This window comes from Lelliottia nimipressuralis, assembly GCF_004402045.1.
Classification (GTDB): Bacteria; Pseudomonadota; Gammaproteobacteria; order Enterobacterales; family Enterobacteriaceae; genus Enterobacter; species Enterobacter chinensis.
In genome coordinates this window covers 1-24954 of sequence record NZ_SOMG01000018.1, presented here as the reverse complement: position 1 = coordinate 24954, position 24954 = coordinate 1, and the positions used below count along the sequence as shown (strand labels likewise).

The 24954-nt window shown below is 53.2% G+C and carries 23 protein-coding genes and 2 tRNA genes; 9 read left to right on the top strand and 16 right to left on the bottom strand.

Annotated features, from left to right (window positions below; genetic code table 11):
* Positions 1-37 precede the first annotated feature (37 nt).
* Together E3U32_RS12185 and E3U32_RS12180 are read right to left on the bottom strand one after the other, a co-directional pair.
* A complete protein-coding gene (locus tag E3U32_RS12185) occupies positions 38-787 on the bottom strand; it encodes a prepilin peptidase (RefSeq protein WP_134349004.1) in 750 nt (249 codons plus the stop codon).
* Positions 788-832: 45 nt separating this feature from the next.
* Positions 833-1051: an ANR family transcriptional regulator gene (locus E3U32_RS12180; RefSeq protein WP_134349003.1), complete on the bottom strand. Its 219-nt coding sequence runs from the start codon at positions 1049-1051 to the stop codon at positions 833-835.
* A gap of 296 nt (positions 1052-1347) precedes the next feature.
* On the opposite strand from E3U32_RS12180, the gene E3U32_RS12175 reads away from it, so the two are divergent.
* The gene (locus tag E3U32_RS12175; RefSeq protein WP_134349002.1) at positions 1348-2412 is read left to right on the top strand and encodes a hypothetical protein; all 1065 of its coding nucleotides are present in this window, start codon (positions 1348-1350) and stop codon (positions 2410-2412) included.
* Here the strand turns inward: E3U32_RS12175 and E3U32_RS12170 are convergent.
* From E3U32_RS12170 to E3U32_RS12155, 4 genes are all read right to left on the bottom strand, one after another.
* Positions 2375-2902 (bottom strand): cytochrome b, encoded by a 528-nt coding sequence (locus tag E3U32_RS12170; RefSeq protein WP_134349001.1) that lies wholly within the window; start codon positions 2900-2902, stop codon positions 2375-2377. The two genes, E3U32_RS12175 and E3U32_RS12170, sit on opposite strands and share 38 nt — an antisense overlap.
* A gap of 64 nt (positions 2903-2966) precedes the next feature.
* Positions 2967-4565 carry a glycosyl hydrolase family 18 protein gene (locus tag E3U32_RS12165; protein WP_134349000.1) on the bottom strand — a complete coding sequence of 533 codons (1599 nt, stop codon included), beginning with the start codon at positions 4563-4565 and terminating at the stop codon, positions 2967-2969.
* Between the two features lie 148 nt (positions 4566-4713).
* Entirely contained in the window at positions 4714-5193 is a 480-nt protein-coding gene (locus E3U32_RS12160; RefSeq protein WP_134348999.1) for a hypothetical protein, read from the bottom strand.
* Positions 5163-5900 (bottom strand): winged helix-turn-helix domain-containing protein, encoded by a 738-nt coding sequence (locus E3U32_RS12155; RefSeq protein WP_166790935.1) that lies wholly within the window; start codon positions 5898-5900, stop codon positions 5163-5165. Before E3U32_RS12155 ends, E3U32_RS12160 begins: the two co-directional genes overlap by 31 nt.
* A gap of 555 nt (positions 5901-6455) precedes the next feature.
* Between E3U32_RS12155 and E3U32_RS12150 the strand changes: the two genes are divergently transcribed.
* The 3 genes from E3U32_RS12150 to E3U32_RS12140 all read left to right on the top strand — a co-directional run bounded on the left by E3U32_RS12150 (position 6456) and on the right by E3U32_RS12140 (position 11165).
* Complete coding sequence (locus tag E3U32_RS12150) at positions 6456-7052, top strand: response regulator transcription factor (RefSeq protein ID WP_134348997.1); 597 nt, start codon at positions 6456-6458, stop codon at positions 7050-7052.
* Between the two features lie 2 nt (positions 7053-7054).
* Positions 7055-10393: an ATP-binding protein gene (locus E3U32_RS12145; protein ID WP_134348996.1), complete on the top strand. Its 3339-nt coding sequence runs from the start codon at positions 7055-7057 to the stop codon at positions 10391-10393.
* Positions 10394-10478: 85 nt separating this feature from the next.
* Positions 10479-11165 (top strand): LuxR C-terminal-related transcriptional regulator, encoded by a 687-nt coding sequence (locus E3U32_RS12140; RefSeq protein ID WP_134348995.1) that lies wholly within the window; start codon positions 10479-10481, stop codon positions 11163-11165.
* A gap of 75 nt (positions 11166-11240) precedes the next feature.
* Here E3U32_RS12140 and E3U32_RS12135 read toward each other — a convergent pair whose 3' ends face one another.
* Positions 11241-13187 carry a TonB-dependent copper receptor gene (locus E3U32_RS12135; RefSeq protein WP_134348994.1) on the bottom strand — a complete coding sequence of 649 codons (1947 nt, stop codon included), beginning with the start codon at positions 13185-13187 and terminating at the stop codon, positions 11241-11243.
* Between the two features lie 145 nt (positions 13188-13332).
* Entirely contained in the window at positions 13333-14247 is a 915-nt protein-coding gene (locus E3U32_RS12130; protein WP_134348993.1) for a LysR family transcriptional regulator, read from the bottom strand.
* Between the two features lie 101 nt (positions 14248-14348).
* Between E3U32_RS12130 and E3U32_RS12125 the strand changes: the two genes are divergently transcribed.
* Entirely contained in the window at positions 14349-15281 is a 933-nt protein-coding gene (locus tag E3U32_RS12125; protein ID WP_134348992.1) for a DMT family transporter, read from the top strand.
* A 37-nt stretch (positions 15282-15318) separates the two neighbouring features.
* On the opposite strand, the gene E3U32_RS12120 is transcribed toward E3U32_RS12125, so the two are convergent.
* Together E3U32_RS12120 and dnaQ are read right to left on the bottom strand one after the other, a co-directional pair.
* Positions 15319-15395, bottom strand: a tRNA-Asp gene (locus E3U32_RS12120).
* Positions 15396-15527: 132 nt separating this feature from the next.
* A complete protein-coding gene (dnaQ, locus tag E3U32_RS12115; protein WP_029739690.1) occupies positions 15528-16259 on the bottom strand; it encodes a DNA polymerase III subunit epsilon in 732 nt (243 codons plus the stop codon).
* Positions 16260-16323: 64 nt separating this feature from the next.
* Between dnaQ and rnhA the strand changes: the two genes are divergently transcribed.
* A complete protein-coding gene (rnhA, locus tag E3U32_RS12110) occupies positions 16324-16791 on the top strand; it encodes a ribonuclease HI (protein ID WP_023310485.1) in 468 nt (155 codons plus the stop codon).
* Here the strand turns inward: rnhA and E3U32_RS12105 are convergent.
* Positions 16788-17507: a class I SAM-dependent methyltransferase gene (locus E3U32_RS12105; RefSeq protein ID WP_134348991.1), complete on the bottom strand. Its 720-nt coding sequence runs from the start codon at positions 17505-17507 to the stop codon at positions 16788-16790. The two genes, rnhA and E3U32_RS12105, sit on opposite strands and share 4 nt — an antisense overlap.
* Positions 17508-17539: 32 nt before the next feature.
* Here E3U32_RS12105 and gloB point away from each other — a divergent pair, with 32 nt between their 5' ends.
* Together gloB and mltD are read left to right on the top strand one after the other, a co-directional pair.
* Positions 17540-18298 (top strand): hydroxyacylglutathione hydrolase, encoded by a 759-nt coding sequence (gloB, locus tag E3U32_RS12100; protein WP_134348990.1) that lies wholly within the window; start codon positions 17540-17542, stop codon positions 18296-18298.
* Between the two features lie 68 nt (positions 18299-18366).
* Complete coding sequence (mltD, locus tag E3U32_RS12095; protein WP_134348989.1) at positions 18367-19731, top strand: murein transglycosylase D; 1365 nt, start codon at positions 18367-18369, stop codon at positions 19729-19731.
* 52 nt (positions 19732-19783) lie between these two features.
* On the opposite strand, the gene E3U32_RS12090 is transcribed toward mltD, so the two are convergent.
* The 3 genes from E3U32_RS12090 to E3U32_RS12080 all read right to left on the bottom strand — a co-directional run bounded on the left by E3U32_RS12090 (position 19784) and on the right by E3U32_RS12080 (position 22745).
* Positions 19784-20557, bottom strand: a complete 774-nt coding sequence (locus E3U32_RS12090; RefSeq protein WP_134348988.1) for a class I SAM-dependent methyltransferase — start codon at positions 20555-20557, stop codon at positions 19784-19786.
* A gap of 75 nt (positions 20558-20632) precedes the next feature.
* On the bottom strand, positions 20633-21433 hold the full coding sequence (locus E3U32_RS12085) for an endonuclease/exonuclease/phosphatase family protein (protein ID WP_047347395.1): 801 nt from the start codon (positions 21431-21433) through the stop codon (positions 20633-20635).
* Positions 21434-21569: 136 nt separating this feature from the next.
* Entirely contained in the window at positions 21570-22745 is a 1176-nt protein-coding gene (locus tag E3U32_RS12080; RefSeq protein ID WP_134348987.1) for an MFS transporter, read from the bottom strand.
* A 104-nt stretch (positions 22746-22849) separates the two neighbouring features.
* On the opposite strand from E3U32_RS12080, the gene yafC reads away from it, so the two are divergent.
* Positions 22850-23755, top strand: a complete 906-nt coding sequence (yafC, locus tag E3U32_RS12075) for a DNA-binding transcriptional regulator YafC (RefSeq protein WP_134348986.1) — start codon at positions 22850-22852, stop codon at positions 23753-23755.
* 29 nt (positions 23756-23784) lie between these two features.
* Here the strand turns inward: yafC and dkgB are convergent, their stop codons facing one another.
* Together dkgB and E3U32_RS12065 are read right to left on the bottom strand one after the other, a co-directional pair.
* The gene (gene dkgB / locus E3U32_RS12070) at positions 23785-24588 is read right to left on the bottom strand and encodes a 2,5-didehydrogluconate reductase DkgB (protein ID WP_134348985.1); all 804 of its coding nucleotides are present in this window, start codon (positions 24586-24588) and stop codon (positions 23785-23787) included.
* A 162-nt stretch (positions 24589-24750) separates the two neighbouring features.
* Positions 24751-24827, bottom strand: a tRNA-Asp gene (locus tag E3U32_RS12065).
* Positions 24828-24954 lie beyond the last annotated feature (127 nt).

Genomic DNA, 24954 nt, shown 5'->3' with positions numbered 1-24954 from the left:
TTTGCGCCGGAAATCGCCCCTTCCTTCCGGCGCTTTTTTATCGGTATAACACCACCCAACCTATCGCGGCGATAATCGGATAGGGGCCGAAAGGAAACGGTTGACCGGGTTTAATCCGCAGCAGAATCAACGCTGTAATCAGCGCCAACAGCGTAGAGGCTACAAAAACATCCAGCAGTGCCAGCGGGCCAAGCCACGCACCGAGCGCTGCCAGCAGTTTCATATCTCCCATCCCCATACCTTCATGACCGCGCAACAAACGAAACAGCAAAGAGAGCGTCCAGGGCACACCAAAACCCAGCAGAGCGGCTATCAATGCCTGCGTCGGAGCCACGTGGCTATAGCCGCTGATGGCAAACAGTAATGACAACACAAGCAGGGGGAGCGTCAGACGATCGGGTAAGAGCATGGTGCGCAGGTCGATAAACAGCAGCGGCAGCAAAAATGTCACAGCCAGCACATCAAACACGCTTTGCGGCGTAATGCTCTGCTGCCAGACAATCACGCCATACAGCAGAGCCATCAACCCTTCTACCAGCGGATAGCGCCACGAGATCGCCTGGCCACAGCTGGCGCAGCGCCCGCGCAGCAGCAGCCAGCCGAGCAGCGGAACATTATGACGAAACTTAATGGGATGTTTGCAGTGGGGGCAGTGGGAAGCTGGCCACGATAAAGAGAGTGCTTCACCGTGGAGAATCAAGGGGAGCCGATAGATAATGACGTTACAAAAGCTGCCTATTACGGCACCCACTAAAACGCTAAAAACGAGTATTACACTCTCTGCCATGGTTCAACACTCTGAGGAACATGCAATATCCGATAATAGTAGAGGCTATTCGTTATATTTAGGCAGCCGGTTGGCGCGTAAGGCACAAAAATCGCCGCGCAGGTTCGCCCATTCAATATTCAGATGCGCTTTTGCATATTGCGCCGCCTCTTTCCACAATAATGCCGCGATATGCCACTCCCTTCCCTGCTCATGCTCTGCCGCACGCGAAGAAAGTGAAAACCACAGGGATGCGAAATCAAGTTTGTCGCTTTGCCAGTCCATAGTTAGCCCTTTTTAAAAAATACCAGCGTAGCAATAGCGACGATAAATTAATTGAGATTAAAATGATAAATACCTGAATAACGCTGAGCGCCCCCGACGGGAGAACGACGCTGATTACCAACATTATCCGCTGGCTGGCCTTTTCAGGTCTCTATATCCTGCTGGCATTCCTGAGCTTTCACACGCGGGATAGCTGGAGCCTCTCCACCACGCTCTGGCTCCCGGCGCCGCTGCTCTTCGCCGCGTTATGGCTGACGGCTCCACGAGAGTGGCCGCTGTGGCTGGTGACCGCTGGCTTGCTACATGTGTTTGTTGGCGTCTGGATAGGCCGCCCGCTGACGATGGCAAGCCTGTTCGCCCTCTTCGATGTCGCGATCTTTCCGCTGTGCGTGGCTGTCTTTCGTCTGAATACGCAACTGCCAGCGCTGCGTTTTGCGCGCAAGCCGATTATTCGAGAACTGATCTATCCCCTGCAATTAATACTCAGTATTTTTTGCGGCAGTATGCTGCTCAATCTGGCCCTGTTGCTGTCTGGTTATCCCATTGCGCCGCTGCATTTTTTATCCTGGGTACTGGCCGCATTAACCGGGATACTCGCCATTCTGCCGCTGCTGCGGGAGTGTAAAATGCCAGTACGCGATTTTAACTGGCGAGAAGGTATCTTCCTTGCCTTGAACGCGCTTTTGCTGGTGACGGGCTATTTTTTCCTGCCGATGCTCTGGCAAGGGCTAAACCTTCTGCTGGTACAAACCACGGTGGTCTTGCTGAGCGTGTTTGCGCTCTCCGGACGCAGCGTTGGTCTTCTGCTGCTCATTCAATACCTGATTGTGGTACTGGCGACCCAGCAGCGGGAAGGCGTTTTTTACACGCTGACACCCGATCTGATCCCGGCTATCTGGCAGGCGCAGTGGTATCTGGTATTTTCGGCGATCCTTGCCAACTGCTTATATCAATATCGCCGCTGGATCCAACACCAGCAGGCCCGTGCAGCCAGCACTAATGCTCTCCTTTCCCGCCTTTCGCAAACCGGTGCAAGCGTCGTGTTTCGCCTCACGATGCCGGAGGAGGAGCTCCACTGGCAGGGCAGCACTGAAGCGCTGTTTCCCGATGAGGAACACACGCTCAGCACTCTGACGCTACTGGATGCTCACTGCGATACACCTTTCCTGCCCCGCTTTCACGCATGGTATTCACATCAACATGGAAACAGCTTTACCCAGGAAGTTATCCTGCAAACGCTGCATGGAAAGCAGATGCGCGGGATGGTGATGTTTCAAAGGATCAGCAACACCGCGCATCTGATGGGGGGAGTAAGCCTCTTTGTTACAGCATCCGCCGCAGGATCTCCCGCTGCCCGCTAAGAGTGTATTTCATTACCGCTGCGACATGCCCGAGCAGAATTAGGCCCAGCAGAATGCAGCTATAGCGATGCACCTGAAAGAAAAAGGCATTCACTTCGGCGATCGTAATCGGGCGAGAAATCGGTATCAGACCAAACAGGTTGTAATCTTTTTGCAGCATCAGAAAACCGCTGACCAGCACAACCATAATGGTCAGATAAAACAGCTCATGAATAAACACTACGAGCTGTTTTTTACGCCCGGCTACCGTTGCCGGATAAGGCACCGAAGGGCGGAAGAAGCGCCAGATAAAACGCACCATCATGATGGGCGTAGCGACAGTGCCAAGCGACATATTCAGCACTGAAAAGAAGGTAAACCAGCGGGTTCCTTCCAGCGCGTGCAGAATATAGCCCATGCACATCGCGTAGATAATAACAGCGGCGACCACCCAATGAAGAAGACGAGAGAATCGGTCATAGCGTTTGGCAATAACCAGAGAAGTTTGCATAGTCGTTGTCCTGTAAAACACAACAGCATGGCTCCCCAGGGAGCCATGCTGTTTAAAAAAGAGGTTATTCAGCTACCCACAAGTTAAGGGCCCGATCCGGCGACCAATGGCTGGCACCGGTATGGCCAATCTGACAGCGGTAAACTTTGCCCTCATAGAGCACTTTATCCCCCACCGCATAGACGGTTCCCGGCGTGAACGCGGTGACGTTGCCACCCTGACCGCCCTCTTCGCCAGTACCTCCGTCACTTTCAGGCACGGTAACGGTCACCGGCTGGCTCGGGGCAGCGTAGTTACCGGCGGCGTCATAGGCAACAACCGTGTAACGGTAGGTCATCCCCGCCGTAGTTTGGCTGTCGGTAAAGCTAAGTTCACGGGTATCGCCGATCTTTTCCAGACCGCGCCAGATGTCGTAACCCACCACGCCAGTATTATCTTCAGATGCTGGCCACCTGAGCGAAACAGCCTGTCCCGTTAGTGTCGCCTGCACGTCCTTAACTGGCGTTGGCGCCTCGGTATCCGTGTCGTCGCCCCCACCCGGCAGACTGCCATCAACAATGCTCTGATAGCGGGTCAGAAACTCATAGCCGTAATGCTGGCCGTTTTTCGTGTTGCCGTTATCCCAGTTAACCGACCAGGTCATGAGGCCTTTGATCGCTTCATTTTTCGCTTCCAGCCGCGCAAGCGCGTTAAAGACACTCTGCGCATCTTTCACATAGCCGGTGCCCGCGGCATCCGGGTTAGCAGGAAGCCCCATCACCAGCTTATTTGCCGGGATCTTCACATACCCACGCGTTCCGTTTGCCAGGCTGTCGGTGAGATAGTAAAGAAAAAGCTCTTTTTGGCGATCGCTATAGCCCGTACCCCACTCCTGTGGCAGCCACCACTCGCCCACTTCGTTCTTTTCTTCAGGCGTCATCATGTTCACGCCGTCGCCCGCCTGGTTGTAATACTGAGGGGCGATAAAGTCATACACCCCCTCAAGATTTTTCAGGTAGGCTTTGTAGTTCACATCGCGATTAGCCTGAAGATAAGGGAACTCTGGTGCCATGCTGATAATGAAATGCTTGCCCTGTTGCTGATAATGGGCGCGCACCATTTTCAGCGCAGCCGGGATCACCGTACTGTTTTCAGCGGCGGTAATGGCTGTCTGCTCCAGGTCGATATCAAGTCCATCAAAACCATACTTTTCGGTCAGGCGAATAATCTCCGCCGCGAGCGCACCAGTCTGCTTTTCTGTCAGTGCAATGTGCGCGTCAGCGCCGCCCAGTGAAATCAACACCGCGCGCCCCTGCTCGTTCAGCTCGGCCACCTGAGCGCGAAACTCATCATCGCTCACGTTGTAGGGTTTGAAGGTAGGGATCTCGCCCTGCCCATCCATGACTTTCATGAATGCGACATTGACGACGTTGTAACCTTTTGGCACTTCACGCAGCGACATATCAGAAGGCAGCCCGCCCTGATAGCCTCGCGCCTTGTCTATCTCTTCCGGGTTGATTCCCCAGTTATGCCAGTAGCCTACGAGGATTTTTTTCTGACTGATATCCGGCATCAGTGAGGCAGCATTTGTGTCAGCCGCATGGCTAAACGTGCTGACCAGCAATCCGCTCAGCGCCAGGCCAGCGGCGATCGCGCTCAGAGATATTTTTTTTTGCTTTAACATGGGAGAAATCCTGCTCCAGGTTTAATAATGAAATCCTGTCCCGCAAGATAGGATATTCATCACTCTGTAAACAGGAGAATGGCTAACTACAGCAGCAGATTTAAAACACGCCAGCCTGGATATTTCTTATAATTAACTCAGCGCGGCATTATTTATACTCACACATCGCCACCCAGTTATCATTAATTTTCATTAGCCAGCTATTTTTATTAATCGGCTTGAATAACAGATTCATATACTGATTATCCTCACTGATCAGAAAGGTCTTCTCCGGGAGCTGATCGCCAACGGCGATTTTGAGTTCTGCCACCTTGCCGTTAATGACATTTCCTTTCTGGGTCACCGATTTTAACTGCAGGGCTCGGTTAAATACCCGATCCCCGGTCTCATCGGTTTTTACCCCAAATAACGTTAACCGGTGCAGCTTTGGCCACCAGGTGATCACGCCATTAAACTGGTAATGCTGCAGGCTCTCATCAATAAATTTGCCATTACGAATGACGCTGCTGCAGGGTTCGATGGGCACCTTTTCACTCTCCAGATAGCCGCTGGTCAGGTACGCCAACGCGCCCCCCAGCAAAATGCTGATGCAGACCATCAGTATGACGAATAGTATTCGTAACTGCATTTTCCCTCCTTAGATAACTCGCCTTCACATTGCGCAACAAACACTTTCGGGCCGTTCGACGCGATGTAAACATTATTAATGCCCTCCGGCAGTGCATGCCGCTTACGCGCCAGCGCCTGCTGATCGACACTGCGCAACGAAGAGAGATGAAATGTTACTCCGTCCAGGTAAATATTTTCCTGAAAGGCCTGGGGAGTATCCGCCGTCCATACCACCACCAGCGGCGGCAGAATAATCAATAAGCTGCACAGTGCTGCCAGCAGCAAGCTATTTTTATGCGACGTCGCCTTTATCGGCTCCGCTGGAATAGGCGGTAATGATGAGCAGTCGACGGGTAGGTTAAAAGGCTCTTTCTCTGGCGCTTCTGGCGGGCACGCAGCCTCAGGCACCTGGGTTTCACAGGGTGCCAGTACCACACCATAACGGGGAATGGTTTTAATAATTGAGCCCGGCAGGCCGGCATTTTGCAGCTTGCGGCGCAGCATTTTTATAAGCTGGTGATAGCTGGATTCGCTAACAATCATTCCCTGGTTGAGCCATATCTCTTCAAATATGGTCTCTTTTTTGCACTTGCCGCTGAGGATCAACTCCAGCAAACGGCGCTCATTAGGCGTCAGGTGAATATCACCGTGATCCGCGGTTGCCAGAGATGATTTTTCCGGTACGAACGTTACTGACGCTGAAAGAGAGATTTCTTCGCTATTCACGGGTAGGTCCTGGATATTAAAATTACAGCGTTTACATTGTTATGACGAAAACGTACTGGTATTAACACAACAGGAGCGTTCTGAATGCTGCGTTAATACATTGACAGTTACGTGTCTGTTATCTAATTCAGGCACAAATTAACAATGTATCCCTATAAATGATAGTGCCTTCGCCATTAGCGCTATATTCCATCCTGATTTTTTCGTAACCAAATCATGATTTCAGAAAGTTTATTCTGAGAAACACCTGAGCAACACCTGATAACCAACCTGAACAATAAGAAATCCCTTGCTGCACCTGAGAAATATCACCCTGAATGCCGCTATTTCGCGATAAATAACAAGCCACTCAGGCGCTCAGAGAAAAATCTATTTTTTAGTCTATGAAAATTTCGCCACTTTGACTTTCGGTTTTCATTCAGGATCGGCTGACGTCACGCCTTACCGCTATACAGTCCACCACTTTTTAGCTACTCTTTTTTCACTTCACTCTGCTAGCGCCATTCGCTAAGACGTGCTGTGAAGGCCTGTTTTTTCCTTACCGGACCGGATGTCATGCAAAAAACCGTTCTGATTGCCGACGACCACCCAGTCTATTTGTTGGGCTTGCGCACATTGCTGCAAACACGCCCGGATCTTTATCGGATTGTCCACGAAGCGCTCAGTTCTGATGAGCTCATGGATAAACTGGCATGCGAACCCGTTGATATCATCATCACCGACCTGAGTATGCCCGGCACGCGTAACCCGGACGGATTGACCATGATCCGCGCGCTGATTCGCCATTATCCGCAAAGCATGATTGTGGTCGTCACGATGATCACCAATCCTGAGCTTCTGGACTCGCTGCGTCGCAGCGGGGTACATGCCGTTCTTAACAAAGCCAGCTTGTCCAACAATCTGCTACACACGCTGCGTAGCACCCTGCGGGGACAGGTCGAACCGTTAAAACCTCAGGCGCAGTTGACCGAACGGGAAACGGAAGTGCTGCGTCTGTTGGTACGCGGGTTCACCGTTAACGAGATCAGCGCGCAGCTTAATCGCACGAAGCAGACCATCAGCACGCAAAAAAAGAGTGCCATGAGCAAACTTAACGCCAGAAATGATTTTGAGTTGCTCCAGTGCGCGCAAAGCCTGGGGCTGGTTAGCTGAGCATGCGCAGAGGGTGGCTGGCAACATTACTGTTTATCCTCACGCTGATAAGCGGACATGCGGCGGCTGGTGCGCTGCGCGTTGGCCTGCTGAGCGCCGCGCCGCCTTTTCTCGTCATCGATCGGCCGCCGGGAATTCTGGATGATGAGCTCAGCATACTGTTTAGCAATACGACGCTGCCGAACGTCCAGCGTTTTAGCACCACAGCGTCGGCGCTGGACGCGCTGAACCAGCATCGCATCGATGTATTAATTGCCGCCAAACGTCCTGCCGCCGGCCTGGTGTCCAGCGAGCCCATGCTCACTTTCCCCCTGGCGTCGCTGAGCATAAAAGAGGGCCGCGGCGGTACGTTGTGCTTTCCGGAATTACCCTCAGAGGTGACTTCCCGCTGCGCTGTTGCGGGTTCCGCGTCACCGGGTGAAAACGTCAGGCAACTGGTGGCAGGGAAGGCGCGGGAATTCATCGCCCCGGAATTTATTCTGCGCAACTGGCTGACCCACTCCCCCGCCACCACGCTGACGCTGACGCGGCTGGACGATACGCCACCGCTACATTTTCGCGCCTGGGCGCTGCCTGAGCAGGCCAGCACGCTGGAAATATTCAACGAGCGCATTCACGCCGTTAACCCGGAGGACGCCGAATGGCTGGAACAAAAGTGGCTGTTGCCGGATGGCAGCGTCTTTGACGCACGCCACTCGCCTGTTCAGGAAGATGCCCCGAAAATAGCGCTGCATGTTCTGCTTCCCGCCATTTCACCGCCACTGGTGACACTCGCGTCTGACGGGCATATTCAGGGCGTATGGCGCGATCTGTTGCTAAACCTCTTTCCACCCAGCCTGTTTAACCTGACCTTCAGCCTTGACGCGCCCCCGCTTCGGTATGCGCATGACACATTGCGCATTGTCGCCAGCGCAACGCCGCCTTCCATGAATGCCATCACGTTTGACTCGCTGAGCTGGGCCCTGCTCAGTCACGACATAAGCCCGCTTTCTGGCGCACTATCCGCATTACAGCATAAGCGGATTGCCGTTATGCGCATCTCGCCTCTCGTCACGTTACTGCGTCAGGCGTTACCGGCAGATAACCTGGTGCTGGTTGATTCACTTGATCAAGGGTTTGAATTACTGAAAGCTGGAGGGGCCGATGGGCTCGCGGGTGATGCCTTTATCCTTCATCACCTGTTGCGCCAGCGTAACGCCAGCAACCTGTCGCTAACGCCGCTGGCGTTGCCGGAAGTGCCGCTATGGTTTGTGCCGAATATCTCTGACCCGAGGGACGCCAGAAGGGTCAATGCCGTCCTGGCGTCCGTGACGCAGGCGGATATTTACGCGAGCCTTAACCTGTCGCTGGCCGAACAGCCCCCCGCCTCTGCCCCGGTGCGATCGCTATGGCTGGTGATGCTCGCCGTGGTGGCGATTTGCGCAGCGTTAATCGCGCTGCTGACCTTTAGCGCCGCGCAGAGCCAGCGTCGCCTGCGCGAGCGGGACACGGCAGAGTTGCACAACGCACTCTCCCTGTGGCAAACCCTGATGAACAATGTCCCGGTGCCGTTGTTTGTCTGCGATCCGGCCGGGCGACTGACCCGTTATAACGATACCTTTATTCACTCCCCCTTACTCGCGACATTGCCCGAAGAGGGATCGCCCTTTTCCCAACTGCCGCTGGGCGAACTTGCCCAACGCTTTACATTGCCGCATCGCCTCTTGTTGCTTCATACCGCGACACCGTTAACGGGTGAAACCATCACCGAGGATAATACCACCCTCTACTGGTGGCTTTGTCGCTATACCGATACCCGGGGGCGGCCTCAGGGCGTTGTCGGGGGATGGGTTGATATCACTGAAAAAGCCGCGCTGACCGCTGCGCTCAATCAGGCGCTTGCGCAGGCTGAGCAGGCCAGCATCGAAAAATCGAATTTTCTCGCCCGCATGAGCCATGACATTCGCACGCCACTCAACGCCATGCTGGGCCTGCTGGAAATGGAGCGCGATAAAAGCGAATCACTGAACATCGCCTGGCAGGCAGCAGGTTCGCTACGCGACGTAATTGGCGGTGTGTTAGATCTGTCGCGCATTGAAGCAGGTGAATTAAGGCTGGAGCCAGACGCCTGGCCCCTGTGGCAGACGCTCAATGCCAGCGTGGAGATTTTTGCGAGCAGCGCAAAAGCTAAAGGTCTGCACTGGCGTAGCGAGCTGAAAGTGCCGCACGACGGGTGGTTCCTGTTCGATAAAGCGCGGCTGAATCAGATCATCGCCAACCTGGTGGGTAACGCCATTAAATATACGCCGCAGGGCGAAATTGATTTCCACGCCCGGATCCATGGCGAAAACTTGCAGCTCGTGATCCGCGACACAGGTATTGGGATCCCGGACGATGCCCTGCCACATCTTGGTCAGCCATGGTTCCAGACGGACAGCAGCACACCGCAAAGCAGCGGGCTGGGCCTGGCGATCTGCTATCAGCTCGTTGAGTTAATGGGAGGGGCGTTAGCTATCACCAGCGAAGCGGGGAAAGGTACGCAGGCGACGCTGAGCATACCGCTGCAGGCCACACACGCTGTTGCGATTGCCGATGAGACGCCTGCCTTAACGCCGCTCCCGCGGCACCGCGTCATAATTGTCGACGATTTTCCGGCTAACCTGACGGTGTTATCGCTTCAGTTACAGAAGCTGGGTCAGGAGGTTATCTCTTGTGCAAACGCAAGCGAGGCGCTTACCCACCTGGAAAACGAGCCGGTTGATGTCCTGATAACCGACTGCCAGATGAGCGTCATGGACGGCTATCAGCTTACCTCGCTAATACTGCTGCGCGATATTGCCGGCAGCATCACTGCGCCGCCTGTTATCCTCGGCTACACAGCCAGCGCGCTGCAGGGGGAGGACGATCGGGCAAAACATGCAGGGATGGACGCGCTATTACGAAAACCGCTCTCCCTTAATGCCCTGCATCAGGCGCTGGCGCATCATCATGGGCAGCACAATCAGGTGCCCGATCTCAGCGAGCTACGGCGTCTGGCCAATGGGCAACCAGAGATCATGGTCCTGATGCGCCAGCAAATGCGCGATGCCATTACCCTTGATATCCGACAGTTACAGGAAAATACCCCGTCCCCGCAAATGCTCAGCCAGGTCGCCCATCGTCTGAAGGCCTCCTGGAGTCTCTTTGCCATGCACAATGCCACCCGTAGCTGTCAGGCCATTGAAATACTGCCGGAAATGCTGGCGGCAGGCGTTATCCCCCCTGACGCCTTGCCCAGCCTGACATCGCGTTTCTGCGCGCGAATGGAAGCGAATCTGCAGCAGCTCGACGCCGCACTGAAGGAATTATCTGACAAGTACTAAAGAATGCTCTGTATAGGATCTGTATCTTTCTGGTCATCCGGCGACGTTATTCCCTGCCGTCGTCCATATTTTCGAAGGAGAAACCATGAAAATTCGTATCGCTATCGCCGATGAGCACACCATTATTCGTCGTGGCGTCTTATCCATGATCACCAATTTGCCGTCTCTTTCCAGCGATGGTTCTCCCCGCCCGGAATTTTGCATCCAGGGCGATACGGCTTCGCCGTCAGAACTGCTGTCGCTACTGTCCCAACATTCTGTCGATATTCTGTTTCTTGGCTTTTCGCTGGCCACCAGCCAAACCGTTAATCCGCTCAACGGAATGGACGGCGTATTGCTGATTAAATGGCTCAGCCGTAAATATCCGCAGCTTAAAATTGTTGTGCTTTCGCCTTATAAAAATACGCAACTTATCCGTATGTCGCTGGAGGCAGGAGCCAAAGCCTATATAAGTCGGGATACCTGTGAAAAAACCCTGAGCAGGACGCTGACGTCGGTGATCAATGGCGAAGTTTATATAGAGCGCGAACTGATGCACTCGCTGTTTCAGACTGGCGCGCAAACGGATCAAGAGCTCTCTCCCCGCGAAATTGATGTGTTACGTATGCTCTGCAAAGGGATGAGTTTGACAGAGATCGCCAGACAGTTGCACTTGAGTAATAAAACCGTCAGTGCCCATAAGCTGCGGGCGATGGAAAAACTGGGGGTAAACAGCGACTGTCAACTCTATTGCCTGCTTTCCAAAACGCAAATGTTCGATATTGCTATCTGAAAAAAAACCGCCTGTAAACAGGCGGTAGAGGCAAAGGGGCGCCTCAACGGTCGCTCTCAGCAATTACATGTAAGGTCAGAAATGGTATGTCATGGCCAGCCACCAGGTACGCCCTGGTTCAGGGATTTGCTGATTTGTGGCATATCCGAACTGGCTGGCGCCCGCCAGATTGAGGTGCTCGCTGTAGTATTTATTGAACAGATTCTCGATACCCACTCGGGACTCAAAGTGGTCGTTAAAGATGTAGCCAGCGCTCCACGACAGCACGCCAAATCCCGCGCTCGGACCGAGATCTTGTCCGGTAACGTTGCCTTTGTTTTGTGCCACGCGATGCTGCGGCGCAACCACGCGCCACAGTAATCCGGTGCGCCATTTTTGCCCGGTATAGTCCAGCGCCAGGCGTCCTTCCAGCGGTGGCATCTGCGGGAGAGGTTGTTTATCGGTGCGGTTCTCCCCCCAGGCGTAGCTCAGGCTTCCCGTCAGTGCCCAGGTTGGCGTCAGATTCCAGTTTGCGCCTGTCTCCGCGCCTATTACGGCCGCATCGATATTGCTGGCCTGTGACGGCGTTCGGCTGTAATCAAACAAAATATAATCGGCAGTCCGCCCGACGTAGGCCGATGCCCAGGCGCTGACCTTATCGCCGTGCATTTGCACGCCGGTATCCCATTGCAGGGTCTTTTCCGTTTTCAACTGACGGAAGCTTTGCTGTCCGGCCTTCCCGGAAAAAAGCTCCCAGTAGTCAGGAAAACGCTCGGTATAGCCTACGCCGCTGTAAAACGTCAGGGGGACATCCTGCATGCGATACTCGTAGCGGGTAAACATGCCCGGCAGAACGCTATGCCGCGTGGCATTCTGCGCGCCTCGCCGATCGTCCGCCTGTACGCTATCTATTCTCGCACCTACGACGACCGTATCGTCCGCGGTGACAGACTGACGCCATTCGCTAAACAAACCGGCCTGGGTAAAACGAGCATCGTCACGCCACGCTCCGGCGCTTTTTTTGCGGTGGTTTTTGCGCATGACGTCTGCTCCAGCGGTGACTGAGGTGCTCTCATCCTCCCACTCGCCGGTAAGGCGACTGCCCATGACCACACCGCCGACTTCGGATTTACGCTTTGCGCCAACCGGCTGGCGCAGGCTGTAATTATCCATGATGTGGTCAGTATCATTGGCATATAGTTGCCAGCTAAGTTTGCTGAAACGCTCGCTCAGATGGTACTTCTCCAGCTTTAGCGCCGCGCTTTTACGGGCAAAGCGGCTACCGTCCATCATCCGCCCGGCGTAACGGGCTTTGCCGTCGCTGGCTCCCACACTAAGCTCTGCCAGAGTGTCGTCATCAGGCGTCAGTCCCACCGTGACGCCACTATTCCATTTACGCCACAACCCCGGCACGCGGTTGCCGTAACCATCCCGATAGTCATCCGCGACCGAATGATTACCGTCAAGACGGACATAGCCGTGCGGGTTACCAAACGCGAGATTAAGGTTCTGATCCGCTCTTCCGTTCGCGCCCTGCAGCAACTCAGCGCTGCCTTTCAGCTCGGGTGCGTTGTAATAGTCCGGCTGGCGTTCAAAAAGCAGCGTACCCGCGGATCCCATAGGGCCCCAGAGCACGCTTTGTGGGCCTTTAATGACGGTAATCGTGTCGTAACTTTGTGGCGTGATATAGGCCGTTGGGGTATCCATGCGCGAGCCGCAGCCACCTTGTGTACTGACGCCATCCGTAAGCAGCATCAGGCGGGAGCCGAACATCCCGCGCAACACCGGATCGCCGTTGCTTCCACCGCTGCGCAGCACGGAAAAACCCGGTATGGTTTTTAGCGCGTCCGCGCCATCGCTGGCGGGCAACTGTTGCGCAGGGGAATGGGCCGGGGCAATTAATGACACGGGATCGCTATAATGACCCTCAACGGTGATCGACTCTTCAGCGTATATCGGTAAAGCGGCCGCGCAACAGAAGGCTAACAACAATGGACGGGAGGTTATCAGGGAGCGAGTACCGCTCTCGGTGATACCAGACATAACACAATTCCGTTTCGATAAAGACAGATAAGCAAGGCGCTTATTGTCATCCCCCCCTGCAACGGAATACACGACCTGCGGGCAAGAATGCCTTCATGGAAATCAGGAAATATCTGGCAGACAACGGAAATCTCAGGGGCGTGATTCAGTACTGTTCGCCCAGCCGCGCCGTTTGCTGTCGTAAAAAATCCATCAACCGCAAAGAGGCCGGAGAGAGCGGTTGCCCGGCGTTTTTAACGATGCCCACGTCCATATAGGTAATGCAGTCGTCGATGGTTCGCCGGATCACACGCTGGCCATTAAGCGCCCACGGGCGATAGACGAGATCGGATAAAATCGTCACACCCTTTCCCTGTGCGACCAGACTTCGAATTGCCTCAAAGGAGTTGGTGCGAAAATGGATGTCAGGATGGCAGCCCCGGCTTTGCCAGTAGTCTGTTATCACATCGGGATAGTCATCCGTCACCAGCAGCAAAAACGGTACCTTTTCCACCTCCTTTAGCCGCAGCTCAGGCCCGCTAAGGAGAGGATGGCCGATGGAGGTCCATAGTCGGCGCGGCGAGCGGATCCAGGTTTCGATCTCAAGCGTACTGTCGTGGCTGATATTAGAGGTCAGCAGAAGACAAAAATCGAGCGTTCCCTGGCGCAAGGCCTGAAGCAGTTGCGATGCCGGTGCCTCGTGAAATACCGTCTCCAGCAGCGGAAAACGCTGCGCCATATCCCCCCAGAGATCCGGTAACAGATAAGCGGAAAGGGTTTCGGCAATACCAATACGCACGACGCCGTTAATCGCCTCAGGCTGCTGATGGAGATCCTCCACCGCTGCGCGGCTATCGTGGAGGATCTTGCGGGCATGATTCAAAAATCGCTCGCCGACGGGCGTTAACTGAATCCCCTTTGCATGGCGAATAAAGAGGGGGGCATTGACCGCATCTTCCAGATTACGCATGGAAACCGTCATGGAGGATTGCGAAATATGACAACGGCTGGCCGCTTTGGAAATTTGTAATGTTTCCGCTAACGCAATGTAGAACTCAAGTTGCCTGAGAGTAAACTTCATAGTTTCAGCCAATACCGTGGAATGAAAATATTATATTAGCATTTAATTCCGCCCCGGCAGTACTCTTGACACAGACAAAATGCGTATTATCAGGAGTTTCTATGCCTTATTTTTTACTCAGTCTCGCAGCCTGTTTTTGGGGCGGCAATTATGTCGTTGGTCATTTACTGGTGGCACATGCAGACCCGATTATATTATCCGCCGCACGCTGGATATTCACGGCTCTACTCTTATCTGCGCTTTATATTAAGCAGATCCGTGCCCAGTGGCCGATGATGAAAAAGGCTGGCGGCACAATTATATTTCTTGCGATGTGCGGGCAGGTTCTGTTCCCCCTCACGCTGTATATCGGCCTGCAATATACCTCATCACTTAACGCGGCTATTTATTTATCCACAACACCCGCACTGGTATTATTGATTAATAAACTCATCTTTAAAGAGAAAATATCAACACAGAATATTGCAGGGGTGGTGCTCAGCTCATTAGGTGTCGTCTGGCTGGTGATGCAGGGCGACCTTCTGCACCTGGATACGCTTAAGAATTTGAATCGAGGCGATATCTGGACCATGGGCTCTGCCGCCAGCTGGGCTGTTTATTGTGCCTTCTTGCGGATGAAACCCCGTAACGTTGGCGGAAATGCGTTTGTCGCGGTGAGCGCAATCTTTGGCGCACTGGTTCTGTTACCAGTCCTGGCGATATCGCTGATGAAAACTGGTTTGCCTGACTGGGCAGCCTATACAACGCCCGGCTTTTTAAGTGGTTTGCTCTATCTGGTGGTGTTTCCTTCCTGGCTCTCTTATCTGCTGTGGAATAAAGGCATTGCGGTTATCGGTGCAACCCGAGGGGAGATTTATTCACATCTCATCCCACTGAGCGGGGGCTTATTCAGCGTGATATTCCTGCACGTTACGTTACATTCGTATCATCTGGTCAGCACGGTATTGATTCTGTGTGGCATTGCGCTCTGTTCACGCGCCACGCAAAGAAAAGTCGTAAAAGACGAACGCGCAGAGGGAAAAGTACAGATATGAAAAAGGCCCACGTTATAAATAACGTGGGCCTGAATAGTGGCGGAACGGACGGGACTCGAACCCGCGACCCCCTGCGTGACAGGCAGGTATTCTAACCGACTGAACTACCGCTCCACTGTTCCCGTTTGGGGAACGAGGCGCATATTACGGTGTGCCTCCGATCTCGTCAACGCTTTTTCTCACGTTTTGAATCGTTTGCTGCAAAAATCGCCCAAACGATGATTTTACAGGCATTCCGGTGTTTTTTCAGGCGCGCCACATACAGCTTCCGCCCTTCTTCTGCACCAGATCCAGCCGTGACTCGTGGTTAAGAAGCTCTTCATCACTGGCTAAAACGACCCGCAACCGGCTGGCCTGACGGACAACACGCTGAATACCCGCTTCGCCCTGCGTCTGCTGAGATTCATTTTCCATACTGAACTTCATTGACGTCTGCCCGCCGGTCATCGTCAGATAGACATCAGCCAGGATTTGGGCATCGAGCAACGCCCCGTGTAGCGTTCGCTTGGTATTGTCTATCTCGTAGCGCGAACAGAGTGCATCAAGGCTGTTACGCTTGCCGGGGAACATTTTCCTCGCCAGCGCCAGGCTGTCTGTCACCTTACAGAAGGTGTTTGTCTTCGGGATATCACGATTAAGCTTGCTGAATTCATAATCCATAAAGCCGATATCGAACGAGGCATTGTGGATGACGAGCTCGGCGCCCTTGATGTATTCCAGGAACTCGTCAGCGACATCCGCAAAAGTCGGCTTATCCAGCAAGAACTCATCGGCAATACCGTGAACGCCGAACGCTTCTGGATCCACCAGCCGATCGGGTTTGAGGTAGACGTGGAAGTTGTTCCCCGTAAGACGACGGTTCACCACTTCAACGGCACCGATCTCAATGATCTTATGCCCTTCGTAGTGCGCGCCGATCTGGTTCATACCGGTGGTTTCGGTATCGAGGACAATCTGGCGAGTAATTGCAGTGCTCATAGCGGTCATTTATGTCAGACTTATCGTTTAACTGAACGTTTCGAATACAGGAAGTCTACCAGAGATGCGTAAACAGGTAGAAATTTTCACCGATGGATCTTGTCTCGGTAACCCAGGTCCCGGCGGCTACGGTGCGATTATGCGCTATCGCCAGCACGAAAAAACCTTTAGCGAAGGCTATTTTCTGACCACCAACAACCGCATGGAGTTGATGGCGGCCATTGTGGCGCTGGAAGCGTTAAAAGAACATTGTGACGTGGTGTTAAGCACAGACAGCCAGTACGTGCGTCAGGGGATCACCCAGTGGATCCACAACTGGAAAAAACGCGGCTGGAAGACCGCCGATAAGAAACCGGTCAAGAATGTCGATCTCTGGAAACGACTTGATGCTGCCCTGGGACAACACCAGATTAAGTGGGAGTGGGTAAAAGGCCACGCTGGCCATCCGGAAAATGAACGCTGCGACGAACTCGCGCGCGCTGCGGCATCTAATCCCGCTCATGAAGATGCGGGCTATCAGCCCGACGCCTAATCGGTTTTTTTGTATTGCCGCGTGGCACCCACGGTCTGGCGGATGGGCGTTTTCGACTTGCTCTGCTTCATGGGATTAAGCGTGAGCGGAATGGTTCGCTTACGCGCAACGACAAACTGCAAACAGCCCAATGCGGGCAGATGGGTGCTCAGTACGACGCCCCCCTGCCGCGCCCAGGGCAGCACCTGAAAGCCCCCGTAGCAGAGCACTTCGAAGTTCAGGAGTGACAGCCAGTCGAGCTGACGCATCATGGTGAACATCCGGCTGTTGTAAGGCGGAGTTCGGCGCAGCACCGGTACCAGCTTACGCAGACCCATAAGGCTCAGCGGATTGAATCCGCTAAGTACCAGCCAGCCGTCATCAATCAGCACGCGATCGGCTTCCCGAAGCAGACGGTGCGGATCGCTGCACCAGGGTAACGTGTGAGCGAGCAAACACGCGTCAACGGATTTTTCCGCAAACGGCAGATGTAAAGGGTCTGCTTTCACCTGAACCGGCGATCCACCGAGAGAGACATTGACCTGATGCGAGATAGCGCAGCTTTCGGTATTGATTTCCGCGCTGAGATTGCCAATCTTAAGCAGGTGAAAGCCATACATTTTCGCGAGCCAGGGCTTCAGCTGCTGTTCTAGCGCCTCGCGATAGTATTCACCCCAGGGCAATTCCGCCCAACGTTCCGGTGCTGCGACAGTCTGAGGTATCCTTGCCGGTTTCATCAACACACCCGCCACGCTATAAGAGGTAATGTATGAATCTTATCAGTATTCCTGCTTTTGAGGACAATTACATCTGGGTTTTGGTTGACGACGATCGTCGATGCGTCATTGTCGACCCCGGAGAATCCGCCCCCGTTTTGCATGCCATCAAGGAAAATGGCTGGAAGCCTGAAGCCATTCTGTTGACCCACCATCATCACGATCACACTGGCGGTGTGACCGATCTGCGCGCCCACTTTCCGCATCTTGTGGTTTACGGACCAGCTGAGACACAAGATAAAGGAACAACACAAGTAGTCGAAGACGGTGAAAATATCCTCATACGCGAGTGGGAGTTTTCCGTATTTGCTACACCGGGTCACACTTCAGGACATCTGTGTTTCTACAGTAAACCTTATCTTTTTTGCGGCGACACGCTTTTCTCCGGAGGCTGCGGAAGACTGTTTGAAGGCACGCCTTCTCAAATGTACCAGTCTTTACAGAAGATTACCGCACTACCCGATGAGACTCTCATTTGTTGCGCTCATGAATATACATTAGGGAATATGAAGTTTGCCGTGAACATCTTACCTGAGGATCGGGCGATTCAGGATTATTATCACAAAGTGAAGGAGTTACGTGCAAAAAACCAAAAAACACTACCCGTAATTCTGAAAAATGAGCGCCAAATTAATTTATTTTTACGAACAGATGATATTGATTTAATTAGTAAAATTAACCAAGAAACAAAGTTGCAACAATCAGAACAGCGATTTGCATGGTTGAGGTCAAAGAAAGATAACTTCAGATAATTGCGGGTTGCCTTTTCAAAATTTCGCCGTTATTATCGCTCGTCTTTTAAGCAACTATTGACACACACATGAAGGCAAAAGCGATATTACTCGCCTCTGTCCTGCTTGTAGGTTGCCAGTCGCAGAACGGCAGCAACGTACAACAGCACGCACAGAGCCTTTCTGCAGCTGGTCAAGGGGAAGCAGGGAAGTTTACAAGTCAGGCGCGATGGTTGGACGATGGGACATCTTTCGCGCAGGAACAAGACTTGTGGGCCTCTATTGGCGACGAGCTAAAGATGGGAATTCCGGAAAATACCCGGATTCGCGAACAGAAACAAAAGTATTTAAGAAATAAGAGCTATCTCCACGATGTAACGTTACGGGCAGAGCCGTATATGTACTGGATAGCCGGGCAAGTTAAGAAACGTAACATGCCTATGGAGCTGGTACTCCTACCCATAGTGGAGAGCGCTTTTGACCCACACGCGACGTCTGGCGCCAATGCCGCAGGCATTTGGCAGATCATTCCGAGCACCGGGCGAAACTATGGTCTGAAACAGACCCGCAACTATGATGCGCGTCGCGATGTTGTCGCTTCAACGACAGCCGCTCTCGACATGATGCAACGTCTGAACAAGATGTTTGACGGCGACTGGCTGTTAACGGTCGCAGCGTACAATAGCGGCGAAGGTCGTGTACTGAAGGCAATGAAAGCGAATAAAGCACGGGGTAAATCCACCGATTTTTGGTCGCTCTCACTGCCACAGGAAACAAAGATTTACGTACCGAAAATGCTGGCATTGAGCGATATTCTCAAGAACAGCAAGCGTTACGGCGTACAACTGCCAACACCAGACGAAAGTCGTGCACTGGCGCGTGTCCGCCTCAGCAATCCGGTTGATATTCAACAGGTCGCTGATATGACGGGTATGTCGGTAAGTAAATTGAAAACCTTTAATGCTGGCGTTAAAGGCTCAACCCTGGGGGCAAGTGGCCCACAGTATGTAATGGTTCCGCAGAAACATGCCGAGCAGTTACGTGAGTCTTTAGCTTCTGGTGAAATTGCCGCCGTTCAGTCAACGCTGATCGCGGATGCATCATCAGTTAACAGCCGCAGTTATAAGGTTCGTTCAGGTGACACGCTTTCGGGCATTGCATCACGTCTTGGCGTGACGGCAAACGATCTGCAGCAGTGGAATAATCTGCGCAGTTCAGGCCTGAAAGTCGGTCAAACGCTGACGGTGGGTGCAGGTAGCAGCGCACAGCGTCTCGCCAGCAACAGCGATAGCATTACCTATCGCGTGCGCAAGGGCGATTCACTGTCCAGTATCGCAAAACGACACGGCGTGAACATCAAAGATGTGATGCGATGGAACAATGATACTGACAATCTGAAACCAGGCGACCAGCTGACGTTGTTTGTGAAGAACAGCGCTACGCCAGACTCCTGATAACACGATCGAAAGATTAAAAGGCACCGATTCCCCTCGGTGCCTTTTTTATTTATCCCGCTTTTTGCGCTTCAGCCATGATGGTATCGCTGGTAAATGAGCCATCGTCCTGCAGTTCAAAGTACGCCTTCACCTCAGCGGACGCACTCTCCTGATACAGCCTGATTGCCTGGCTTAATGCTTCCGGGGTGCGCATACGCGCGATCCACGAGCTGAACTCCAGCGGTAAGCGGTCGGTAATCAACGCGCGCGCAATCAGCCCTGCGTCAGTGATAAATGAAAACCACTCTCCGCTGGAGTAGTTTTGCACATGCGAGGTGTCGCGCAGCGCTTCCACCGTCTGCAGCCAGATATTGCGCACCGGATGCCCAGGCGACATCACATCCATCATGATGAAGATGCCACCCGGCTTCAGGACGCGTTTGACCTCACGTAATGCCTGGCCGACATCATGCCAGTGGTGCGCTGAATAGCGGCTGATCACCACCTCAAACGACGCATCATCAAAAGGTAAGGATTCGGCATAGCCCTGGCGCGTATCAATGTTCTCCAGCCCTTTCGCTTTGGCCGCTTCAGCAACCACCTCCAGCATCTGGCTGGATAAGTCATACGCGGTGACCTGTGCCACCTGCTGCGCAGCCGTAAAACTGGCATGCCCGGCGCCACAGCCTAAATCCAACACGTGCGCCTGCGGGAATGCCGCCAGGCGTTCACCGAGACGGACCAGATCGCGGCCGGAAGCGTGCACGGCGCTGCTCAGATAAGCATTTGCCTGAGAACCAAACTGTTTTTCTACGTTGTCGTGATGGGAGTGTGTTGTTGTCATCGTACTGTCCTTTGTGAGTGAAAAATAAAGGGCAGCACCCGCGCAGGCCTGCCCCACGGCAGACCTGACACACCATTATTTATCAGGTTTGCCGGGACTGAATTCAACTAGTAGAGGATTGTGATCGGAGGCACGCGTCACCAGAACAGAGGCGTCGTGCACGCTCAAACCACGATAGAAGACAAAATCGAGAGGCCGACCAAAGGCTTTTTTGCGTTGGTCATCGTTAAAACGAACTTCACGCAGCGACATTTCGCGCGCAAAGCGGTACAGCGCATTCATGCGCGGACGGCTCCAGGCATTGAAATCGCCGGCCATAATAATGGGCCCGCTGTGATGCGCAATCTGATCGCCAATGGGAAGTAACTGCTTACTATACACATCCACGCCCAGGCTGAAATTTACCGCGTGGATATTCACGACCATCAGCATTCGGGTATCCGGCAGCGGGTAGACCGTCACCAGCGCCGACTTCGCCAGACGCAGGATAGGCTCGCGTTCGCGCAGCGGACAGCAATAGACGGGATGTGCCGCAGAAAGCGTCATTACTCCAGAGGGATGTTGCGGCAGAACAAATGCAGGCACCTGATCGGCGGCAAGATAGTTGGTGGTCGCAAACCGCACCAGCTCAGGGGTGGTTTGCGCCTCCTGGAGCAGAACCAGGTGGGCATCTTTTCCAAAATTCTTGAGTACCGATAACCACTCCGCACGCTGCTGCTTAAAGATATTCCACACCAGCACGCGGATTTTTTCATCGCTGCTTAACGGAGTGCCGGCGGGTAATGCCTGGCTTATGCTCGCAAACGACCCCGGAGGCAAGATCCTCTCCGCGGGCATTCCGGCAACATAACGCATGGCATAGGTATTTTTTCGCACTTTTGGAAACAGCCTCTGTAACATGAACCAGCCCGGAAAACGGACTGGTTCTACTGTTATAGGGACTTTAGGTCACACTTTCAACGCAATTTCTGAGAAACCGCTTTCCAGTTTTGTAAGCAAGCACTTACTGATGTTATCCCAGCGCGACACGAGCAGGTTTATCAAGACGTCCACTCAGGCCAATCAGCAGGAAGGCCACCAGGACGATCACCGCACCAATCCACGGTGTCTGGGTTAATCCAACATGCGCTACGGTTTGCCCGCCTATGATGGAGCCCAGCGCAATGCCAATATTAAATGCGGCAATGTTCAGGCCCGATGCCACATCCACCGCATTTGGTGTATAGAGCTCGGCTTTCTGGACAACGTAAACCTGAAGCCCGGGCACATTGCCAAAGGCAAAGATCCCCATGACCAGCACCGTGACCAGCGCGGCGTAGTGTATCGAAGCCGTGAACTGGAAAATCATCAGCAGAACAACCAGGGCGGCGAAAATGAACTTCAGCGCCGGTACCGCACCGTGCTTATCTGCAAGCTTGCCGCCCCAGATATTACCAATGGCAACGGAAATACCATATCCCAGCAAAATCCAGCTCACGGCGTTGGGAGAGAAGCCTGCCAGGTCCTGCATCATCGGTGCCAGGAAAGTGAAGGCGGTGAATACCCCACCATAGCCCAGTGCCGTAACCGCGTAGATGATCAGCAAACGCGGATGCGTGAGCACCTTCAGCTGATCGCGCAGGCTGGCACTCGCCCGGCCAGGAATATTAGAGGGTACGAGTAGCAGGCTGGACACCAGGGCGATGGCCCCCAGTAAGGAGACGGCCAGGAAAGTTTCACGCCAGCCGAAATGCTGCCCTATAAACGTTCCCAACGGTACGCCCGTGACGAGTGCAACGGTCAACCCACCAAACATGATCGCAATGGCTGAAGCCGCTTTCTCTTTGGGTACCAGGCTGGTTGCAATAGTGGAACCAATTGAGAAGAACACACCGTGTGCAAGGCCGGTCAACAGGCGGGCAATCACCAGGGTGGTGTAGTCCGGCGCCTGCCAGGCCAGAATGTTGCCCGCAGTGAACAGCACCATCAGCGCGACTAACAGCTGCTTACGTGGAAAACGTCCGGTCAGGGCCGTCAGTACGGGTGCACCGACGGCGACGCCCAGGGCGTAGATAGACACCAACAGCCCGGCAGAGGGCAACGAGATGGCAAGCTGATTAGCAATGGTGGGAACCAGTCCCACGATAACAAATTCGGTCGTGCCAATTGCAAAGGCACTGATCGTCAGGGCAAGTAGCGCCAGTGGCATAAAATACTCCGTATCATCAGGATTAAGATGACAGGCAGTATGCGCCAGTGCTTAAATAACAAAAATGGTCAAAATATCAATTGAATTTTGCAGGTGGTGCAACAATGAAAGCAACGTCGGAAGAGCTGACAATCTTTGTCGCCGTCGTCGAAAGCGGCAGTTTTAGCCGTGCGGCCGAACAGCTGGGGCAGGCTAACTCAGCCATTAGCCGCTCGGTAAAAAAACTGGAGATGAAGCTTGGGGTGAGTCTGCTCAACCGAACGACGCGGCAGCTGAGCCTGACAGAAGAAGGAGAACGTTATTTCCGCCGTGTGCAGTCGATATTGCAGGAGATGGCCGCAGCGGAGACGGAGATTATGGAGACCCGCAGCACGCCACGTGGATTGCTGCGCGTTGATGCGGCCACGCCGGTTGTGCTTCACTTCCTGATGCCGCTGATCAAACCTTTCCGCGAACGTTATCCGGAGATGACGCTCTCGCTGGTCTCCTCAGAGACGTTTATCAACCTCATCGAACGAAAAGTGGATGTTGCTATCCGGGCGGGAACCCTGACAGATTCAAGCTTGCGTGCCCGCCCTCTTTTTGCCAGCTATCGCAAAATCATCGCTTCACCAGACTATATTGCTGAACATGGTAAACCAGAGACGGTTGAAGAGTTAAAGCAGCATCTGTGTCTGGGCTTTACGGAGCCGGTGTCGCTAAACACCTGGCCTGTCGCCTGTCATGATGGTCAGTTGCATGAAATCACCTGCGGGTTATCGTCTAATAGCGGGGAAACGCTAAAACAGCTGTGCCTTACCGGGAATGGCATCGCCTGTTTGTCGGATTACATGATTGATAAAGAAATTGCGCGCGGTGAGCTTGTAGAGTTAATGGCCGATAAGCGTCTACCGGTAGAGATGCCTTTTAGCGCGGTGTATTACAGTGACAGAGCGGTAAGCACGCGCATCCGTGCTTTTATTGATTTCCTGAGTGAACATATAAAAACAGCTCCCGGAGGAGCTGTATGAGGGTTTAGGTTACAGAGGGTGGATCAAGCTTAATCCCAGTGAGGGGCTAAACCTTCCGGGCTTACCAGGCGATCGTTGCATTCCAGGGCTGCGATCGCTTTTTTATCGTCCGCATCCAGCTGAAGATCCGTTGCTAACAGGTTGCTGGCCAGGTTTTCACGTTTAGTTGAAGATGGGATCACCGCATAACCTTCACCCATTGCCCATGCCAGAATGACCTGCGCGGCAGTCGCGCTATGCTTCTCAGCGATACGCATAATCACTTCATCTTTCAGCGCCTTACCGTAGGCCAGCGTCATGTATGAGGTGATGTGGATACCGTGCTGTTTAGCCCAGTCCACGACTTTGCGGTTTTGCAGGTAAGGAGAAAGTTCAATCTGGTTGGTCGCAATATTTTCTGCACCTACAGCGGCAATGGCTTTTTCCATCAGCGGAATGGTGAAGTTGGAGATACCAATTTCGCGGGTTAAGCCCTGAGCTTTCGCTTCCAGAAGTGCCTGCATGAATTCTTCTACAGAAACGGCATCGTTCGGTGATGGCCAGTGAATCAGCGTCAGATCCACGTAGTCTGTGCGCAATTTCTTCAGGCTCTCTTTCAGGCTCGGGATCAGCTTGTCTTTGCTGAGGTTTTCAATCCAGATTTTCGTGGTGATGAACAGCTCATTACGTGGCACACCACTCTCTTCAAGAGCCTGTCCAACGGCAGCTTCATTTTCATAGATCTGTGCCGTATCAACTGCGCGATAACCCAGTTCAAGTGCGGTTTTAACCGATGCGATAACAACGTCATCTTTCAGGCGGAAAGTGCCCAGACCAAATGCAGGGAGAGTCATATAATCCTCGTTATTCATAATGTTTGTTAACTGAGGAGAATTATCGCTGTAGCGGTTATGAAGAAAAAGATCGTAAAATGCAGAGGATTTTTGCTGATTTAGCAATAATGAGGCAACAGATAAGAAAAAAGCCCTGAGCGTTAACTCAGGGCTTTTAATAAGTGGCGGAACGGACGGGACTCGAACCCGCGACCCCCTGCGTGACAGGCAGGTATTCTAACCGACTGAACTACCGCTCCACCGAAGACTGCTGTAACCACCGGATTTATGCACCGGCTTACTACTTAATTTGATGCCTGGCAGTTCCCTACTCTCACATGGGGAGACCCCACACTACCATCGGCGCTACGGCGTTTCACTTCTGAG

What these genes read in the sequence shown, in the direction of transcription:
- E3U32_RS12160 (WP_134348999.1), bottom strand. Translation starts at nt 5,193, where the DNA reads ATGCAGTTACGAATACTATTCGTCATACTGATGGTCTGCATCAGCATT.
- E3U32_RS12080 (WP_134348987.1), bottom strand. Translation starts at nt 22,745, where the DNA reads ATGCCACTGGCGCTACTTGCCCTGACGATCAGTGCCTTTGCAATTGGC.
- E3U32_RS12130 (WP_134348993.1), bottom strand. Translation starts at nt 14,247, where the DNA reads ATGAAGTTTACTCTCAGGCAACTTGAGTTCTACATTGCGTTAGCGGAA.
- E3U32_RS12140 (WP_134348995.1), top strand. Translation starts at nt 10,479, where the DNA reads ATGAAAATTCGTATCGCTATCGCCGATGAGCACACCATTATTCGTCGT.
- dkgB (WP_134348985.1), bottom strand. Translation starts at nt 24,588, where the DNA reads ATGACTCTCCCTGCATTTGGTCTGGGCACTTTCCGCCTGAAAGATGAC.
- E3U32_RS12135 (WP_134348994.1), bottom strand. Translation starts at nt 13,187, where the DNA reads ATGTCTGGTATCACCGAGAGCGGTACTCGCTCCCTGATAACCTCCCGT.
- E3U32_RS12170 (WP_134349001.1), bottom strand. Translation starts at nt 2,902, where the DNA reads ATGCAAACTTCTCTGGTTATTGCCAAACGCTATGACCGATTCTCTCGT.
- dnaQ (WP_029739690.1), bottom strand. Translation starts at nt 16,259, where the DNA reads ATGAGCACTGCAATTACTCGCCAGATTGTCCTCGATACCGAAACCACC.
- mltD (WP_134348989.1), top strand. Translation starts at nt 18,367, where the DNA reads ATGAAGGCAAAAGCGATATTACTCGCCTCTGTCCTGCTTGTAGGTTGC.
- E3U32_RS12150 (WP_134348997.1), top strand. Translation starts at nt 6,456, where the DNA reads ATGCAAAAAACCGTTCTGATTGCCGACGACCACCCAGTCTATTTGTTG.
- E3U32_RS12125 (WP_134348992.1), top strand. Translation starts at nt 14,349, where the DNA reads ATGCCTTATTTTTTACTCAGTCTCGCAGCCTGTTTTTGGGGCGGCAAT.
- E3U32_RS12145 (WP_134348996.1), top strand. Translation starts at nt 7,055, where the DNA reads ATGCGCAGAGGGTGGCTGGCAACATTACTGTTTATCCTCACGCTGATA.
- E3U32_RS12105 (WP_134348991.1), bottom strand. Translation starts at nt 17,507, where the DNA reads ATGAAACCGGCAAGGATACCTCAGACTGTCGCAGCACCGGAACGTTGG.
- E3U32_RS12185 (WP_134349004.1), bottom strand. Translation starts at nt 787, where the DNA reads ATGGCAGAGAGTGTAATACTCGTTTTTAGCGTTTTAGTGGGTGCCGTA.
- E3U32_RS12180 (WP_134349003.1), bottom strand. Translation starts at nt 1,051, where the DNA reads ATGGACTGGCAAAGCGACAAACTTGATTTCGCATCCCTGTGGTTTTCA.
- yafC (WP_134348986.1), top strand. Translation starts at nt 22,850, where the DNA reads ATGAAAGCAACGTCGGAAGAGCTGACAATCTTTGTCGCCGTCGTCGAA.
- gloB (WP_134348990.1), top strand. Translation starts at nt 17,540, where the DNA reads ATGAATCTTATCAGTATTCCTGCTTTTGAGGACAATTACATCTGGGTT.
- E3U32_RS12090 (WP_134348988.1), bottom strand. Translation starts at nt 20,557, where the DNA reads ATGACAACAACACACTCCCATCACGACAACGTAGAAAAACAGTTTGGT.
- rnhA (WP_023310485.1), top strand. Translation starts at nt 16,324, where the DNA reads ATGCGTAAACAGGTAGAAATTTTCACCGATGGATCTTGTCTCGGTAAC.
- E3U32_RS12165 (WP_134349000.1), bottom strand. Translation starts at nt 4,565, where the DNA reads ATGTTAAAGCAAAAAAAAATATCTCTGAGCGCGATCGCCGCTGGCCTG.